The sequence below is a fragment of the Rugamonas aquatica genome, assembly GCF_009380215.1.
In the GTDB taxonomy this organism is placed as follows: domain Bacteria; phylum Pseudomonadota; class Gammaproteobacteria; order Burkholderiales; family Burkholderiaceae_D; genus Rugamonas; species Rugamonas aquatica_B.
On the sequence record NZ_WHUG01000001.1, the window covers coordinates 130,198 to 144,680 of the forward strand.

Annotated in this window: 14 protein-coding genes; 5 read left to right on the forward strand and 9 right to left on the reverse strand. The window is 60.4% G+C overall.

The window, feature by feature from the left end:
* Positions 1-62: 62 nt before the first annotated feature.
* From GEV02_RS00645 to GEV02_RS00660, 4 genes are read right to left on the reverse strand one after another with little or no spacing between them, the layout of a single operon-like run.
* Complete coding sequence (locus GEV02_RS00645; protein WP_328595681.1) at positions 63-767, reverse strand: TorF family putative porin; 705 nt, start codon at positions 765-767, stop codon at positions 63-65.
* Positions 764-2,194 carry a S8 family peptidase gene (locus GEV02_RS00650; RefSeq protein ID WP_328595682.1) on the reverse strand — a complete coding sequence of 477 codons (1,431 nt, stop codon included), beginning with the start codon at positions 2,192-2,194 and terminating at the stop codon, positions 764-766. Before GEV02_RS00650 ends, GEV02_RS00645 begins: the two co-directional genes overlap by 4 nt.
* Positions 2,191-2,925 (reverse strand): zf-HC2 domain-containing protein, encoded by a 735-nt coding sequence (locus GEV02_RS00655; protein WP_152836031.1) that lies wholly within the window; start codon positions 2,923-2,925, stop codon positions 2,191-2,193. The genes GEV02_RS00650 and GEV02_RS00655 overlap by 4 nt, the downstream gene beginning before the upstream one ends.
* Entirely contained in the window at positions 2,922-3,506 is a 585-nt protein-coding gene (locus GEV02_RS00660) for an RNA polymerase sigma factor (protein ID WP_152836032.1), read from the reverse strand. Before GEV02_RS00660 ends, GEV02_RS00655 begins: the two co-directional genes overlap by 4 nt.
* A gap of 300 nt (positions 3,507-3,806) precedes the next feature.
* On the opposite strand from GEV02_RS00660, the gene GEV02_RS00665 reads away from it, so the two are divergent.
* Both GEV02_RS00665 and GEV02_RS00670 read left to right on the forward strand, forming a co-directional pair.
* Entirely contained in the window at positions 3,807-6,185 is a 2,379-nt protein-coding gene (locus GEV02_RS00665; RefSeq protein ID WP_152836033.1) for an NACHT domain-containing protein, read from the forward strand.
* A 322-nt stretch (positions 6,186-6,507) separates the two neighbouring features.
* Entirely contained in the window at positions 6,508-7,350 is an 843-nt protein-coding gene (locus GEV02_RS00670) for an NAD-dependent protein deacetylase (RefSeq protein WP_152836034.1), read from the forward strand.
* A 1-nt stretch (position 7,351) separates the two neighbouring features.
* Here GEV02_RS00670 and GEV02_RS00675 read toward each other — a convergent pair whose 3' ends face one another.
* The 3 genes from GEV02_RS00675 to smpB all read right to left on the reverse strand — a co-directional run bounded on the left by GEV02_RS00675 (position 7,352) and on the right by smpB (position 9,253).
* On the reverse strand, positions 7,352-7,921 hold the full coding sequence (locus GEV02_RS00675; protein ID WP_152836035.1) for a FlgO family outer membrane protein: 570 nt from the start codon (positions 7,919-7,921) through the stop codon (positions 7,352-7,354).
* Positions 7,921-8,616: a hypothetical protein gene (locus GEV02_RS00680; RefSeq protein ID WP_235922557.1), complete on the reverse strand. Its 696-nt coding sequence runs from the start codon at positions 8,614-8,616 to the stop codon at positions 7,921-7,923. Before GEV02_RS00680 ends, GEV02_RS00675 begins: the two co-directional genes overlap by 1 nt.
* A gap of 187 nt (positions 8,617-8,803) precedes the next feature.
* Positions 8,804-9,253, reverse strand: a complete 450-nt coding sequence (gene smpB / locus GEV02_RS00685; protein ID WP_152836036.1) for an SsrA-binding protein SmpB — start codon at positions 9,251-9,253, stop codon at positions 8,804-8,806.
* 75 nt (positions 9,254-9,328) lie between these two features.
* Here smpB and GEV02_RS00690 point away from each other — a divergent pair, with 75 nt between their 5' ends.
* Both GEV02_RS00690 and GEV02_RS00695 read left to right on the forward strand, forming a co-directional pair.
* On the forward strand, positions 9,329-9,763 hold the full coding sequence (locus tag GEV02_RS00690) for a type II toxin-antitoxin system RatA family toxin (RefSeq protein ID WP_152836037.1): 435 nt from the start codon (positions 9,329-9,331) through the stop codon (positions 9,761-9,763).
* Positions 9,753-10,037, forward strand: coding sequence for an RnfH family protein (locus tag GEV02_RS00695; protein ID WP_152836038.1), 285 nt, complete (start codon positions 9,753-9,755; stop codon positions 10,035-10,037). Before GEV02_RS00690 ends, GEV02_RS00695 begins: the two co-directional genes overlap by 11 nt.
* Before the next feature lie 2 nt (positions 10,038-10,039).
* Here the strand turns inward: GEV02_RS00695 and GEV02_RS00700 are convergent, their stop codons facing one another.
* A complete protein-coding gene (locus GEV02_RS00700; RefSeq protein WP_152836039.1) occupies positions 10,040-11,254 on the reverse strand; it encodes an esterase/lipase family protein in 1,215 nt (404 codons plus the stop codon).
* A 130-nt stretch (positions 11,255-11,384) separates the two neighbouring features.
* Here GEV02_RS00700 and GEV02_RS00705 point away from each other — a divergent pair, with 130 nt between their 5' ends.
* Positions 11,385-12,218, forward strand: coding sequence for a substrate-binding periplasmic protein (locus GEV02_RS00705; protein ID WP_174998909.1), 834 nt, complete (start codon positions 11,385-11,387; stop codon positions 12,216-12,218).
* 21 nt (positions 12,219-12,239) lie between these two features.
* Here the strand turns inward: GEV02_RS00705 and GEV02_RS00710 are convergent, their stop codons facing one another.
* Positions 12,240-14,477 (reverse strand): beta-glucosidase family protein, encoded by a 2,238-nt coding sequence (locus tag GEV02_RS00710; RefSeq protein WP_152836041.1) that lies wholly within the window; start codon positions 14,475-14,477, stop codon positions 12,240-12,242.
* Positions 14,478-14,483 lie beyond the last annotated feature (6 nt).

A 14,483-nucleotide genomic window follows, 5' to 3' on the forward strand; every position in this document is an offset into this window, starting at 1 on the left:
TCGGGATCAGGGTTGATATCCCGTGGATTCCCGCTTGTCGCCGCAAGGTTCCCGATAAAGCGCTAGAACGAGTAAGTCGTGCTCAGCACCCAGGCGCGCGCCGGGCGCGGCGGATAGTGGTTGTAGTGGATGCCGTCGTCCTGGGTCTGCTCGCGCGCCAGTTGTATCGTCCAGTTGCCGAGCGGGACGCTGGCGCCCAGCTTGTAGTCATGGCGCGATCCGGCCGGCACGCCGGGCCACGCCATGCCGCTCAGCGTGTGCAGCAGGCCGGCGTGGGCGATCAGATTGACGCTGGGATGGAGCGGGTAGAACAGGTTGACCTCGCCGTACAGCGTGCGGGCGCGGTGGCCGAAGTAGTGCGGCGAATAGTACAGCCGCGTGGTGATGCGCTCGGCCGATGCGCCGGCATAGCATTCGTTGTAGTCGACGAAGTGCAACTGGGTGTAGCTGGTGCGGCTGCAACCGGCTTCGACACTCCAGCCCGAGCGCAGCCGCAGCGCGTAGCCGCCGTAGGCTTGCACCTTGTAGCCGTTCAGATCGCCCATCGCCGCGCCGCTGGCGAACAGGCCGGCGTACCAGCCGCTGGCGTGGTCGAGGTTCAGCGTGAGTTGCGGCACCGGCTGGCCGTCGCCGAGCGATTGGCCGCGATAGCGGTAATCCGATTGCAGCGCGACGCTGCCGCTGAAATCGGTCTGCGCCATGGCGTGGCGCCACGGCAGGAGTGGCAGGATCGCGATGCAGGCGAGGGCGGCGGCGCGCAGCGTCACGGGCCGACGCCACGTTGCGTGAGACCGGCGGCGGTGCACGAACAACTGCAATTGCGGAGCAGGCGGGAGATGGTGGCGCATGCGTCGATATTAACAGTGTTCAGCGCATCGCCCGGTTGCAGCAGGCGTCGCAACTGTGCGGGCGTGGCGCCCGGCTGTAGCTGCGCCATCAAGGCCAGCATGCCGCTGACGTGGGCCGCCGCGTACGAGCTGCCGCTGACGAAGGACCAGCGCCCGCCTGGCGCCGTGGTCGGGATGTCGTTGCCGGGGGCTAGCAGTGGCGGGTCTCCGGATGGAGCGGCGGCGGTGGGCGGCGCCACGGTGTACGCTGCCGAATGTGCCGATGGCGCGGCCGCCAGCCTGCCCGCCGACGGCTGCGATGCCACCGCCAGCACGCCGTGATGGCTGGCGGGGAAGGCCGGGCCGGTCGCCTTCGCATCGACTGCGCCGACCACGCCGATGCCGCGCTCCAGCGCCACGTCCAGCAGGCGGTCCAGTAGGCGATCCGGCGGCCCTGCCAGGCTGAGGTTGATGACCTGGGCGCCGTTCAGGATCGCATAGTTGAGCGCCTTGCTCAGCGTGAAGCTGTTGCAGCGCGTGGCCAGGTCGGGCTGCTGCCAGCAGGCGCGCAGGCCCATCAGCCTGGCTTGCGGCGCGACGCCGACGATGCCGCCATTGCCCGCGCGCGCAGCGATGATGCCGGCCACGGCGGTGCCATGGTTTTCCGGCGGCGGAGCGGCGTTGTCGACGAAGTTGGTGTTGACGGCCAACTGGCCCAGCAGGTCGGGGTGGCTGCCGTCGATGCCGCTGTCGATCACGGCGATCTTGATGTCGCGGCCTGTGGTCTGGCGGTGCAGCTCGGCCACGTGCCAGTAGCGTGCGGCGGGCTGGACCGGATAGAGGGCGTCGCTGCCCGACGGCTGCGGAGTGTCGGCTGCGGCGCGTGCGGGCAGCGTCGCCATGCCTTCGAAGCTGGCCACCGGCTGCGCCCATTCCACCTGCGGATCGCGGGCCAGTTTGGCGATGATGCGTTCGGCGTTGTCGTGGTCCGGGTAGCGCATGACGTAGCAGTCCAGGCCCAGCACCGGCATGGGCCAGTCGTCCACCAGGGTCAGGCCGTGCTGGCGGGCCAGCTCTTCGGCGCGGCGGCGGCGGGCGCCGCGTCCGCTGTCGTCGATGTAGCGGCCGCCGTAGCTGGCGTCCGGACGGAAATGCGTGGCGGGCAGGCGCAGCATCACCAGCAAGTGATGTTCGCCGGGATCGCGGGTGGGCGCGGCTGCCAGCGGGCGCAGCGTTTCATCGCCGTCCGGCGGCGCAGCCTGTGCCGGGGCCGGCTGCTGTTCAGCGGCCGATGTGGCCAGGGCGGCCAGCGGCGTGCCGGCCAGGCAGGCGAGCATCAGGCCGGTGCGTAGCCAGCGGGTGTTCACGGCGAGCTCCCAGCATCCAGCGGCTCGGCCAGCTTGACTGCCGGATCCGCGCGCATGGCTTGCAGTGCGCGGTCGCGGTTGGCGGCGGGCACGGTGAGCAGGTAGGCGTCGGTCACGGTCGGGCCGTCGACCACGCGCGCGCCTTGGGCCTGCAGCACGCGGCGCAGGTCGCGCTCGCTGGTGTTGGGTTGGAACACCACCACCAGGTTGCCGCCGTTGCTGATTGCCGAACCCAGCACGCGGTAGGGCGCGGGATCGCTGTCCGGCCGCAGCAGCAGGGCGCCCAGGCCGATGATCGCCACCCATTGCGCGGCCACCGTCCAGCGCAGCCACGAAGGCTGGTTGGCCGCCGCTGCGCGCCACCACGATACGGGGCGGGGCGCGGAGGCTGCGGCCTGGACAGGCGTGGCGATGGCAGCCGCACCGGTGTGCGACGTGCCGCTAGCGTTTGGCGATGGAGCGTTCTGTTCCTGCGGCCCCAGTGCCGGCATCAGCTTCGCCAGGGCGCGTTCCATGTCCACGCCTGCGGGCAATGCGTCGCCCGCGCTGGCGGCCTCGGTCCGCATCTCGCGTTCCCATTCCAGATCCTGCCGGCACTGCGTGCAGGTCTGCAGATGCTCCTGCACCCGCTGCGCCTCGTCCGGCGCCAGTTGATCGTTGGCGAACCAGGGCAGCAGTTCCTGCACCGCCTGGTGGGCCGGGATATCCATTCTGAAGATGCGCCCGTTCATCGGCTGCTCTCTCTTTCGTTCCACAACAAGTCTTTCAATCTGTGCCGCGCATGGAACATGCGGGTCTTCACCGTGTTCAGTGGACAGTCCACTACTTCGGCGATATCGCTGTAGGCCATGTCATGATAATAGGTCAGGACCATTACTGCGCGTTGCGCGGCGGGGAGCTGGTCCAGCGCCTCTGCCACGGTGTGCTGCAACTGCTGGCGGTTCATGGTTTGCTCCGGCTGGTTGCCGCTGTCGTCCTCGTACAGCGATGAATCCGATTCCACCGGATCGTCGCTGGCCTTCAATCCCTTCAGGGTCTTGCGATAGGCGATGGCGAAAATCCAGGTCGACACCTTGCAACTGCCATCGAAGGTGGCGGCCTTCTGCCACACCACCAGCATCGTATCGTTGACCACTTCCTCGATCAGCGCCGCATTGCGCGCCATCCGGCCGATGAAGCGCGACAGGCGCGAAAAGTACGTCCGGTACAGCGTTTCAAAGGCGAGCCGGTCCCCGGCCGCTATCCTGGCCAGCAGGCGCACCTCGTCCGATTCCGGGTTTGGGCCGCTGATCCGGCCCCGTTCTTGCTGCATCCGCCATCCTCCATTCCCCCGTTAATACCTTGCCGGACGAAAACGGTTCTACAAGTTGGGAAATTTTATCGTTCAATGCTACCACTGGGTGGGGAAGGGTGGATTTCCGAAAAGGGAGTCTAAGACGAGGTGACAATGCGTGCATATTCCACAGTGGAAAGCACGTAAGATGTGAATTTATAATCATTGTACGTTCGCACAACAACTGAAGGTCAAACATGGTGGGATTTGGCCGCCCTTCTGTGATCGGACATCTAAGATTCAATCCTCTTGAATCGATATAAGGAACTAGTTAGACACATGAATTCAAAAAACATTGGTAATTCCTTCCGTGATCATGTCTTAAACTTGCTAAAAAGCAAGTTTTTAGATGCACATACCGAAGGAAAAGCTGCGTGGAAGAATGCAGACATAATTTTTTCTATGATGGAGCTCGGAAAACGCATAAAGGTTGCCGTTGAATGCAAGAATTACAATCGGGCTCTAAATACTACCGACTTTTCTAAAATCCTTAGTGATTATCACGTTGCATTAGAGAATGGTGAAGTTAATTTGCTTCTCGTAATTTCAAATAAATCTATAGAGGCAACGTCACGCCAATTTATTGAAAAGGCCAGAACTTTACGCTTTATGACCATTGCCGATTTGGAGCGTTGGTTAGTTGGACTTCAACCATATGTAGAAGCGTTAGCTGATGAATTTATTTCAGATGAGATTCATCAATATTATGTGGAGGGTCGATTCGAGGGAGTGGAAGGTACTGCTTTTGAGAATGTTCAGGAGTGGATTTATTCTCCAATGATAGATGATACAGGGCTAGCAATTCTTGGAGGTTACGGGCTCGGGAAAAGCAGCTTGGCAAAACGCTTGGCCTCAGAGCAGGCTTCACGTTACTTAAATGACCCTGAGAACGAACGGTTGCCAATATTACTGCCGCTTGGACAAGTCGTTCATGAAACCGAGCTTGCAGGTTTATTTGGCAAGCATTTTACATCTCGCTACTCCCTGGAAAGCTATTCATATAAAGCATTGATGCATTTGAACTCTGCTGGGCGATTATTAATAATATTGGATGGGTTTGATGAAATGAAACATGCTATGACCGAGCATGATTTCCGATCAAACTTCAGAGAATTTAATAAGCTAAGAATACCTGGCTCTAAAGTTCTCTTGTTAGGGAGGCCAAATGCGTTCACATCAGAGTCTAGTAAGTTGTTAATTCGTGGTCTTTCAAAAATAGGAGATCAATTTTTTCAAAACTCTGATTTTCCGGCATGGAAAGAAAGAAAGTTGTGTTTTTTTAACGTGACAGAGCAAGAAATTTTCCTCAACGGCTTTCTGAAATCGAAGAACACCGTAATGACTAATACGAGTGTCCGGCTCTCGCGCATTGCTGAAGTGATTCAAGATATCGATGATGAAATTTTGCAACGTCCGGTACAGACCAGAATTGTAGGCCTTTTGGCGGCTGATCCAAATTACACATTCAAGGGAACAAGCAGATTCCGTTTGTATCAAGATTTTGTTCGACAGGTTATTCAGCGAGATCAGGAAAAGAGAGCAAGAAGCTTTATCCCAGCTGAACATCGGCGTCTTTTTTTGTGTCGGTTAGCCTGGTGGTCTTGGACAAGGCCAGGTATCCAAGGTACTTTCATTAGAGAGGAAGTTCCCAATTATTTGTTAGATGGTCTTTCGGATGGACAGGCTATTGATATTTTGGCAAAACGAACTGAGTATCTAGTTTCTTCTTTAACTGAAGAAAAGGATTCAAATTTCCTCTACTTTGCCCATCGCTCATTTCATGAATTTTTAGTCTCATCATACATCACGGAATTTGATAATTTAAAATATGGTGATGTGATTGAATTGGGTTCTGCAATTAATGATGAGATCGCAGATTTTCTTCTCGAGTCAAAGGAAGATCGGTATTTGATAGAGATCTATCGTGTTCTCTCAGAGAAGTCTGTCCTTTCACAAAATCCTAGAATTTCAAAATTATTGTCATCATGCAATTATTTAATAAAGAATATCTCGGAAAAAACAAACGCGCAAATAACTCCGCTTGATGTTCTAATCATGCGAAATTCTGAATCAAAACAAGAAAATACCGAAAATACTCGCAATTGGCTAGGGAAAATTATTGTATCAGGAAAAAATGCTTCAGCAGATTGTGCAGGACTACTGTTTTTTGAAATGCTATATTTGAATCCGGAAAATCAAGCAGAAATTGCAAGTGAGTTTTTAAGTAAATGTTGGCAAAGGGTTTTATCTGGATTAAATGAGGTCGATGAAGATGGAAATTCCCACACGGAAAACATGGGTGTGGCAGGAAATGGAATTCTATTCATAAGGCCAAGTAAATTAGGCCTTCTAGGAGGTGCTTTGCAAAAGCAAACCAGAAAAATAAAATTATTAAAGGATAATTTGGTTCTGATTAATGCAAGAGAAATATACGCCATTTTAAATAATGGTATAAAAAAATTAGGATATAGCGAGATGGAGGAGCGCAAGGAAAAGAATTTAATCGAGCTAAGGTTAAGTTCGATAACGAATGGAATGAGCGAGATAAATAGAAAAAAACTCGAAGAGATTTATGCTGTTAAGGGAGATGAGTTTAAGCTGGAGCGAGGTAGGGAGCGTTCAAAGAAAAAACGTGATTTAAATGATGATGAGATATAGTTTTGCTTTAGTGTTTCATTTATTTTTAATGATGAATTAAAGCCAAGTCACTCACTAGTTTTCATTGAGAAGGGAAAGCAATCAACCACATGTCGAGTAAATGCTGGAAATTCGATGCAGCGCGGAAGTAATGTATTTTTTCTGCGCAAAGGTGGTCATACGCTTTATCTCCCGATTTCACTATGATGATTCTTGAAGCGTTCATAATTTAATTTCTAAATAACTACAATGAAGCTTATTGATAAAAATACCTTCGGGCAATGGGGCGAGAACAGCCCCACACCAAGTGCCCCCAACGGCGATCTCGGCTACCATATCGCCCATGAACCCGAACCCGCAAGTTGAACAGTTAGCCGATTTCCTGCACCAGCACCGCCGCGTGCTGGTGCTGACCGGCGCAGGCCTGAGCACCGCCTCCGGCATTCCCGATTATCGCGACAAGGACGGCGTCCGCCGCGGCCGCACGCCCATCCAGGGACCGGACTTCCGCAAGTCCGAGGCCGTGCGACGCCGCTACTGGGCGCGCAGCATGGCTGGCTGGCCGACGCTGGCCCAGGCCGCCCCCAACGCCGGCCACCAGGCCTTGGCCGAACTGGAGACAGCCGGCCGCATCGATTCCGTCATCACCCAGAACGTCGACGGCCTGCACCAGCGCGCCGGCAGCCGCAATTTGATCGAGCTGCACGGCAACATCCACGGCGTGATCTGCCTGGGCTGCCGCACGCTGCACCGCCGCGCCGACATCCAGGCCTGGCTGGTCGAAGCCAACCCGGTGCTGGCCGCCAGCGCGGCAGCCGGCGTGGACAGCGTGGTGCCCGAAGCCCGCCCCGACGGCGATGCCGAAGTCGAGCTGGATGCCTTGCAGGACTTCCACATGCCATCCTGCGACGCCTGCGGCGGCACCTTGCAGCCGGACGTGATCTTCTTCGGCGATAACATCCCGCCGCCGCGCACGGCCGCCGCGCTGCAAATGATGGAGCAGGCCGATGCGCTGCTGGTGGTGGGATCGTCGCTGATGGTGTTTTCCGGCTACCGCTTCTGCAAGCTGGCGGCCGAGACGGGCAAGCCGATCGCGGCCATCAACCTGGGCAAGACCCGGGCGGACGATCTGATCGGCTTGAAAGTGGAAGCGACGGCCAGCGAGGTGCTGCCGCGCCTGTTGTAGATCAGTTCCGCTGCAGCATGGAGCGGACGATGGCTTCCTTGGCCAGCACATAATCCTGGCCGGCCAGCACGAAGTTGGTGTTCGGCTGGATCACCTTGATGTTGATGAACACCATGTCGCTGGTCTCCGCATACGAGCCGACCACGATGGCTTGCGCATTGTGGGCGGTGGCCACTTCGCCGATCTCACGCGTGAGCATCAGCTCGCCCTGGTTGCGCTTCAGGTAGACGCTGTTGCGCAGCTTCATTTCCAGCATGCTCAGGCCGCCTTGCGCCAGGCGCGTGGACAGCTGCTCGGACACCAGCCGGCCCAGCGTCGTGGTCTGCTCCAGCGCATCGATGTTGACGATGGTGGCCATGATCAGCGGCTTGTCGGCCATCAGCTTGCCGCTGAGCTGGTGCATCAGCGAATCGGCGGCCTTGTAGTTGGCGTCGATGAACTGGTTGGAGGAGATGGTCGAATAATTGCCTTCGTCCTTGGTCGGCGTCGAGGAGCACGCGCCCAGCAACAACAGCGGCAGCGCCAGCAGGGCCGCGCGGGCCAGCGGCTTGGTCAAAACTTGGATCGGCATTACATGTCTCCGCGAACTTTGAAGATACGGGTCTGTGCGGGGTCTACCGGCTCGGGGTCGATGATGCCGTACAGGACGCGGTCGCTGTCGGCCACATAGTAGGCCGAGGTGGTGCGCGCGACGTAGCGGAACTGGTCGGACACCGAGACGGTGACGATGATTTCGGTCTTGGGCGTGGCGCCGGGGGCGAACTGGGCGTTGAACCAGGCGTAGGAATCCCAGGCGCCGGCGCCCACCGCCACGCCAGCCAGCACCGGCGCTTCGATCTCGCTCAGCACCCACACGCCGGTGGCCAGCGCGGCGCTTTCGCCGTGGTAGCGGTATTGCGGACGGTTGGCGTTGAAGGTGACGGCTTGCACGTCCATGTCGATCTTGAGCGAGCCGGCCGGCGAGCGCGACACCACGTAGCCGTCGTTGACCAGCGAGGTGGTCAGCTGGGTGGTCAGCGCGCGCTGGAAGGCGCTCGGCTCTTTCGGTTCATTGAGGAAGACCGGGCGTGGCGGGCCCTTCTTGAGCTGGGCCACGATGTTCTTTTCGATATTGTCGGAGATGACGCCCCAGTGGTAAGCGGCTTGCAGCTTGGCCTGCTTGGTGGTGGGGAAGTTCGTCGCCAGCGGCGTCGGCGTGTAGTGCGACGCACAACCTGCGAGCAATATTCCGGCTGCCACAGCCGTTGCAGTTTTCAGCGCCATCATTGCCTCGTCGTCAAAAGTCTAGTCCGGTTCGCGGCCGTTGCCCGCAGCGCAGGCACAGACGGCGAATGTAAAATCATGCTGCTCCCAGTTTAGCATGGTAGTTTCTAATTAGAAACTCATTGGACGATAAAAAACCCGGTACGGGACCGGGTTTTGTACAGGGCGCGCAACAGAGCGGGCGGGTTTTTCAGCGGCGATTGGTCTTCATGGCGGCGGCCACTTCGCGCTTGCCGTCGCGGTCTTTCTCGGTGGCACGCTTGTCGTGCATTTTCTTACCCTTGGCGAGGCCGATTTCACATTTGACGCGGCCGCCCTTGTAATGCAGGTTCAGCGGCACCAGCGTGTAGCCGGAACGCTCGACCTTGCCGATCAGCTTGTCCATCTCCTTGCGGTGCAGCAGCAGCTTGCGGGTGCGGATGGCTTCCGGGGAAATGTGGGTGGAAGCGGTCTGCAGGGCGCTGATGTGGGCGCCGAACAGGTACAGCTCGTCGCCCTTGATGGTGACGTAGGCTTCCTTGATCTGCACGCGGGCGTCGCGGATGGCTTTGACTTCCCAGCCTTCAAGAACGATACCGGCTTCGTAGCGGTCTTCAATGAAGTAGTCAAAAAAGGCTTTTTTGTTATCGGCTATGGTCATGGGATGCTATCGGTTAAACTACTGCTTCGCGCACAGAAACGCGAATAATTCAACATCATAGCAAATGGTTCGACTATGGCAGTAGTGCACAAATCAGTTTTCCTCGGATATAGCGCCCAACAGATGTTCGATCTGGTCGCGGCGATCGAGGACTATCCCCAGTTTCTGCCGTGGTGCGGTGGTGTGGAAATACGCGAACGGGACGGCAATGCGGTCACGGCCAGCGTCGGCATCAACTACCACGGCGTGCGGCAGAGCTTCACCACCTGCAATCAAAACACGCCGTCGACCGAGATCAGGATGAAGCTGGTGGACGGTCCTTTCAAGTGCCTGGACGGCGTGTGGACCTTCAAGGCGCTGCGCGAGGACGCCTGCAAGATCGAGCTGGACCTGCACTACGAGTTCTCCAGCGCCTTGCTGGCGCAGCTGGTGGGGCCGGTGTTCGGCATGATCGCCAACAGCATGGTCGATTCCTTCTGCAAACGGGCGGAAACGGTGTATGGCAGCTGAAACCTTCAACATCGAAGTCTGCTACGCCAGCGACGCGGTGCAGTTCCTGCGCGCCTTGCAGGTGCCGGCCGGCACCACCATCGAGCAGGCCATCGCCATCAGCGGCGTGCTGCAGGAGGCGCCGGAAGTCGACCTGGCGACGATGCAGGTCGGCATCTACGCGAAGAAGAAGACGCTGGACACCGTGCTGCGCGAACACGACCGCGTCGAAATCTACCGGTCGCTGATCGCCGACCCGAAAAACGCCAGGCGCCGGCGCAAATCGGCGGACTGAGGTCAGGGCAAGACGGCGCGCTTCAGAAAATCACGCATCGGCGCTTGCTTGAAAAATTCGGTATGCCAGACCTCTGACTGTTTTTGTTGCGGCGTGCCGAAGCTCAGCATGCGTTCGTCGGCGGGTTGCGCCTCCGGCAGCAGCACGCTGGTGTAAGGCACCACCACGTCGTTGTCGGTTTCCAGCAGCATGCGGTTGATCAGCGCACCGGTGCGTTCCAGCGCTGATTTGCCGAAATCGAAGTCGGCGCGTGCATAGTAGATGCTGGCGCTGGTCAGCAGCGTCTCACTGCCGTTCAACTGGCCGATCAGCGCTGAACTGGTCGCCAGCGCCTCCACGCTGGGCCGCGAAAAGCCCAGCGAGACCATCATGCGCGCCAGTCCGATCACCAGGTCCAGCGCCATGCCGCCGCTGAAGGAGGCCAGCATCGCCGTCGTGTTGAGGAAGTTCTTGATGTCGTCAGGTGACGCCAGCGGCGAACCCTGGTTGGCCGCCGCGACGAAGAACACCTTGCCCACCTTGGCGATACGCTCCACGCGCTGCGCTGCGATGGCACCCAGCACGGCATCCTCGGCGTGCGGCGCGGCCGACAGCAGCGAGCGCACCGTCAATCCACCACGGCTGTGGCAGACGATGTCGACATCCCATCCGGCATCGACCGGCAGGTGTGACAGCAGGTCCAGCGCATTCTGCTGCGGCGTCTTGGCGATGGTCCAGTGGTCGTAGCCATAGACCTGGCCGTCGTAGCGCGCCAGCAGTTGCTGCATGGTGCCGTCCGCATCCAGGTCGGCGAAGGCGCCTTCGATGGAGCTGAACACGCCGTGCACGAACAGCAGCACCTTGCGCCCGCGCGAGGCCGCCAGTTCGGCCGCCGTTGCAGGCTGGCGCCAGCCGTGGCGCAGGCTGAGCAAACCTTCCGGCTTGTTGTGGGCTTCGATGGTTTCGATCATTTGCTGCGTCACGCGCTCCTTCACGCGTAGAGCGGCCTGCACGATCCAGTTGCCGTGGCCGACGGCAGCCATCAGCTGCGTGCGCTGCACCGGGAACACGAACTGGATGCAGCCGCTGTCCTTGTGGCGCACGATGTTCAGGTTCGCATCGGCGATCTGTTCGGCAGGCTGGGGCACTGCTGCCGTCAGCATCAGAGGCGGCGCAACGATGTCTGGCGCGGCGTCGGCCAGCGCGCGTTGCAGCTCCGCATGTTTAGCGAATTGCATGGTGATCTCCAGGTAGTCCAGGCGTTAGTGTACGGCGCTGCGCCGGATCGCCGCGCCGGATTGCGCAAGCGCGGCAAGCTGGGCTACACTCGTCTGCACCGCAAAACATGGGCCCATGATGAGACACTGGATGCGCCACCGGATATTCGCGATCGCCGGCTTGTGGCTCGGCCTTGCCGCCGCCCAGGCGCAGGAGGCTTGTCCGGCGCTGACCCGGGTCGGGTTCAGCGATCTTGGCTACACATCCTTCCGCGAAGCCGGGGAAATACGCGGCATTTCGGTTGACGTGGCCAAGGAGCTGGCGCGCAGGACCGGCTGCCGTTTCGAATTCATCTGGTATCCGCGGCAGCGCCTGTTCGTCGAGCTGGAGGCGGGGCGCATCGACATGACGCTGGCGGCGCTGCGCACGCCGGAGCGCGATGCCTACGCCAGCTTTCTGCCATACGCCTATCTTCAATACGACTTGGTCCTGTCCGATCCGGCCGGCCAGCGTTACACGAGCCTGACCGATTTTGTCGCGCGCGGCAGCGGAAGGCTGAACGTCACGCGTGGAATGAGCTACGACCCTGCCGTCGAAACCCAGCTGGCGCTGCTGGCCGCCGCGGGCAGGCTGGAGGTGGTCAACGATTTCGACACGGTGTTCGGCAAACTGGAAATGGGCCGCGCCGACGGCACTCTGGCCACGCCGCCGATCTACGCCAGGCATCTGAAGAGCCGACGTTTCAAGGCCGCGCCGTCGGTGATCCCCATGCCGGAATCGAGCGCCCGCATCACCGGCATTTACATGTCGAGGAAGACGGTCGGCGCCGGAGCGCGGGCGCGCTATGCGAGCGCGATCCGCAGCATGGTGGTCGACGAGGTGGTGCCGGTGCTGTACGCCAGGTACTTCGACGACGCCACCGTCAAGCGCATATTCCGCCAGGGGAGCGCGCCATTGCTGGCCGCGTCGGCGGCACAGGATTGACGTTCCCGCGGATCCGCCGCATCAGCGGCCGTTGACGTTGACGGTCTGCGCTTCCAGATGCAGCCTGACGCTGGCGGCCGGTGCGGCGCCTGCCGATTCGGCCAGCGTCACCACGTAGTCGCCGGCGGCGATCTTCCAGGTCTTGCTGGCGCTGTCGTACATGCCCAGCAGGCGCGGATCGATGCGCAGCGTGGACTTGCCGCTGGCGCCAGGTTTCAGCTCGACCTTGTCCCAGCCGCCCAGGCGTTTGGGTGCTTCCCAGCCGCCGGCCACCGGCGATACATACACCTGGCCCACGGCCTTGCCATCGCGCTTGCCGGTATTCCGGGTGGTGAAGCTCACTTCCACGCCGTTGCCCGCAGCCCTGGCGCTCAGGTCCGAGTAAGCGAAGCTGGTGTACGACAGCCCGTAACCGAACGGGAATAGCGGCTTGTGTCCTTTCAGGTCGAACCATTTGTAGCCGACGGCCGCGCCTTCGATGTCGTAGTCGGTGACGACTTTTTCGATGATGTTCTCGTCCTTGGTCCTGGCGTCGCCGTCGATGACGGGGCGCGGCAGCTGGGCCGCCGACGCGGGGAAGGTGGCTGGCAGGCGGCCGGACGGATTGATCTCGCCGCTGATGATGCGCGCAATCGCCGCGCCGCCGCTGGTGCCGGGATACCAGGCCTCCAGTACCGCGCCGACCTTGTCCAGCCACGGCATCGCCACCGGCCCGCCGGTCTGCAGCACCACCACGGTGTTCGGATTGGCCTTGGCGATGGCGGCGATCAGCGCATCCTGCTGGCCGGGCAGATTCAGGTCGGGCGCATCGATGCTCTCGCCCATCCACTGGTTGCCGAACACGATGGTGACATCGCTGGACGCGGCCAGCTTCGCTGCTGCGGCGGCATCCTTGCCGTCGTGGTAGACCACGCGCGCCTTGGTCAACGCCGTCAACTGCTGCATCGGCGACGAGCGGTGATAGATCATCGGGCCGGGGAAGTGTGCCGGTCCTTCATTGGCGACCGGCGAACCGCCGACCGGATACACCTGCGCCGAACCGCCACCCGACAGCACGCCCACATCCGCGTGGCCGCCGATGATGGCGATGGTGCGCACGCTCGCATCCAGCGGCAGCAGCTTGTGCTGGTTCTTCAGCAGCACAATGGCTTCTTCAGCGTCGGCCTGCGTCACCTTGCCGTTGGCGGCGAAGTCGATGCCGGCGCCGGCCGATGTGGGCGCGACCACCGGGTGCTCGACCAGGCCGTTGGCGAACATGGCGCGCGTGATGCGCTTGACCATGTCGTCAAGGCGGGCCTGCGGCACATGGCCGTTGACCACAGCCTCCTTCAAGCCTTCGTTGAAGTAGGCCGCCTTGTCGAACGGATGGCCGGACTGCTGATCGAGGCCGGTCAGCGCGGCCGGAATGGTGGAGTGGGTGGCGCCCCAGTCGGACATGACGAAGCCCGGATACGCCCAGTCCTGCTTCAGCACCTGGTTCAGCAGGTAGTCGCTCTCGCAGGCGTAGGCGCCGTTGACGCGGTTGTAGGCGCACATCACCGCGCCGGGCTGGCCGCGCTCGATCGCGATCTGCAGGGCCAGCAGGTCGGACATGCGGCCCGCCGCGTCGGCGATCTTCACGTTGACGTGATTGCGGTTGGTCTCCTGGTCGTTGAAGGCGTAGTGCTTGACCGTGGAGACCACATGGTTGGACTGGATGCCGCGTATCTGCTCGCCGACCATCACGCCGGCCAGCAGCGGATCTTCGCCGCCGTATTCGAAGTTGCGGCCGTTGCGCGGCTCGCGCATCAGGTTGACGCCGCCGGCCAGCAGGAAGTTGAAGCCGCTGCTGCGCGCCTCGCCGCCTATCATCGCGCCGCCGGCAAAGGCCAGCTTCGGATTCCAGGTGGCGGCGGTGGCCAGGCCGGAGGGCAGGGAGGTGCGCTCGTACGGCTTCTTCGACACGGCCTGCGTGGCCACGCCGACACCGGCGTCCGACTGGTACTGCGGCGGCAGGCCGAGGCGGGCGATGCCCGGCACGTAGCCGGCCGAATCGGGGCGGCCTTCTTTCGGCGGCGTGAACTTCTTCGGCGCGAACTCGGTGGAGAAGTAGGCGAACACGGTCTGGATTTTTTCGTCCAGCGTCATCGCGGCGACCAGCTGCACGGCGCGCGCGTCCGGCGATTGCGCGCTGTCCAGCCACGGGCGCTTGTCGTCCGCAGCGTGAGCCAACATGAGGGGATAAACCAGTGCCAGTGACAGCCAGAGACGCTTCTTCATACGATT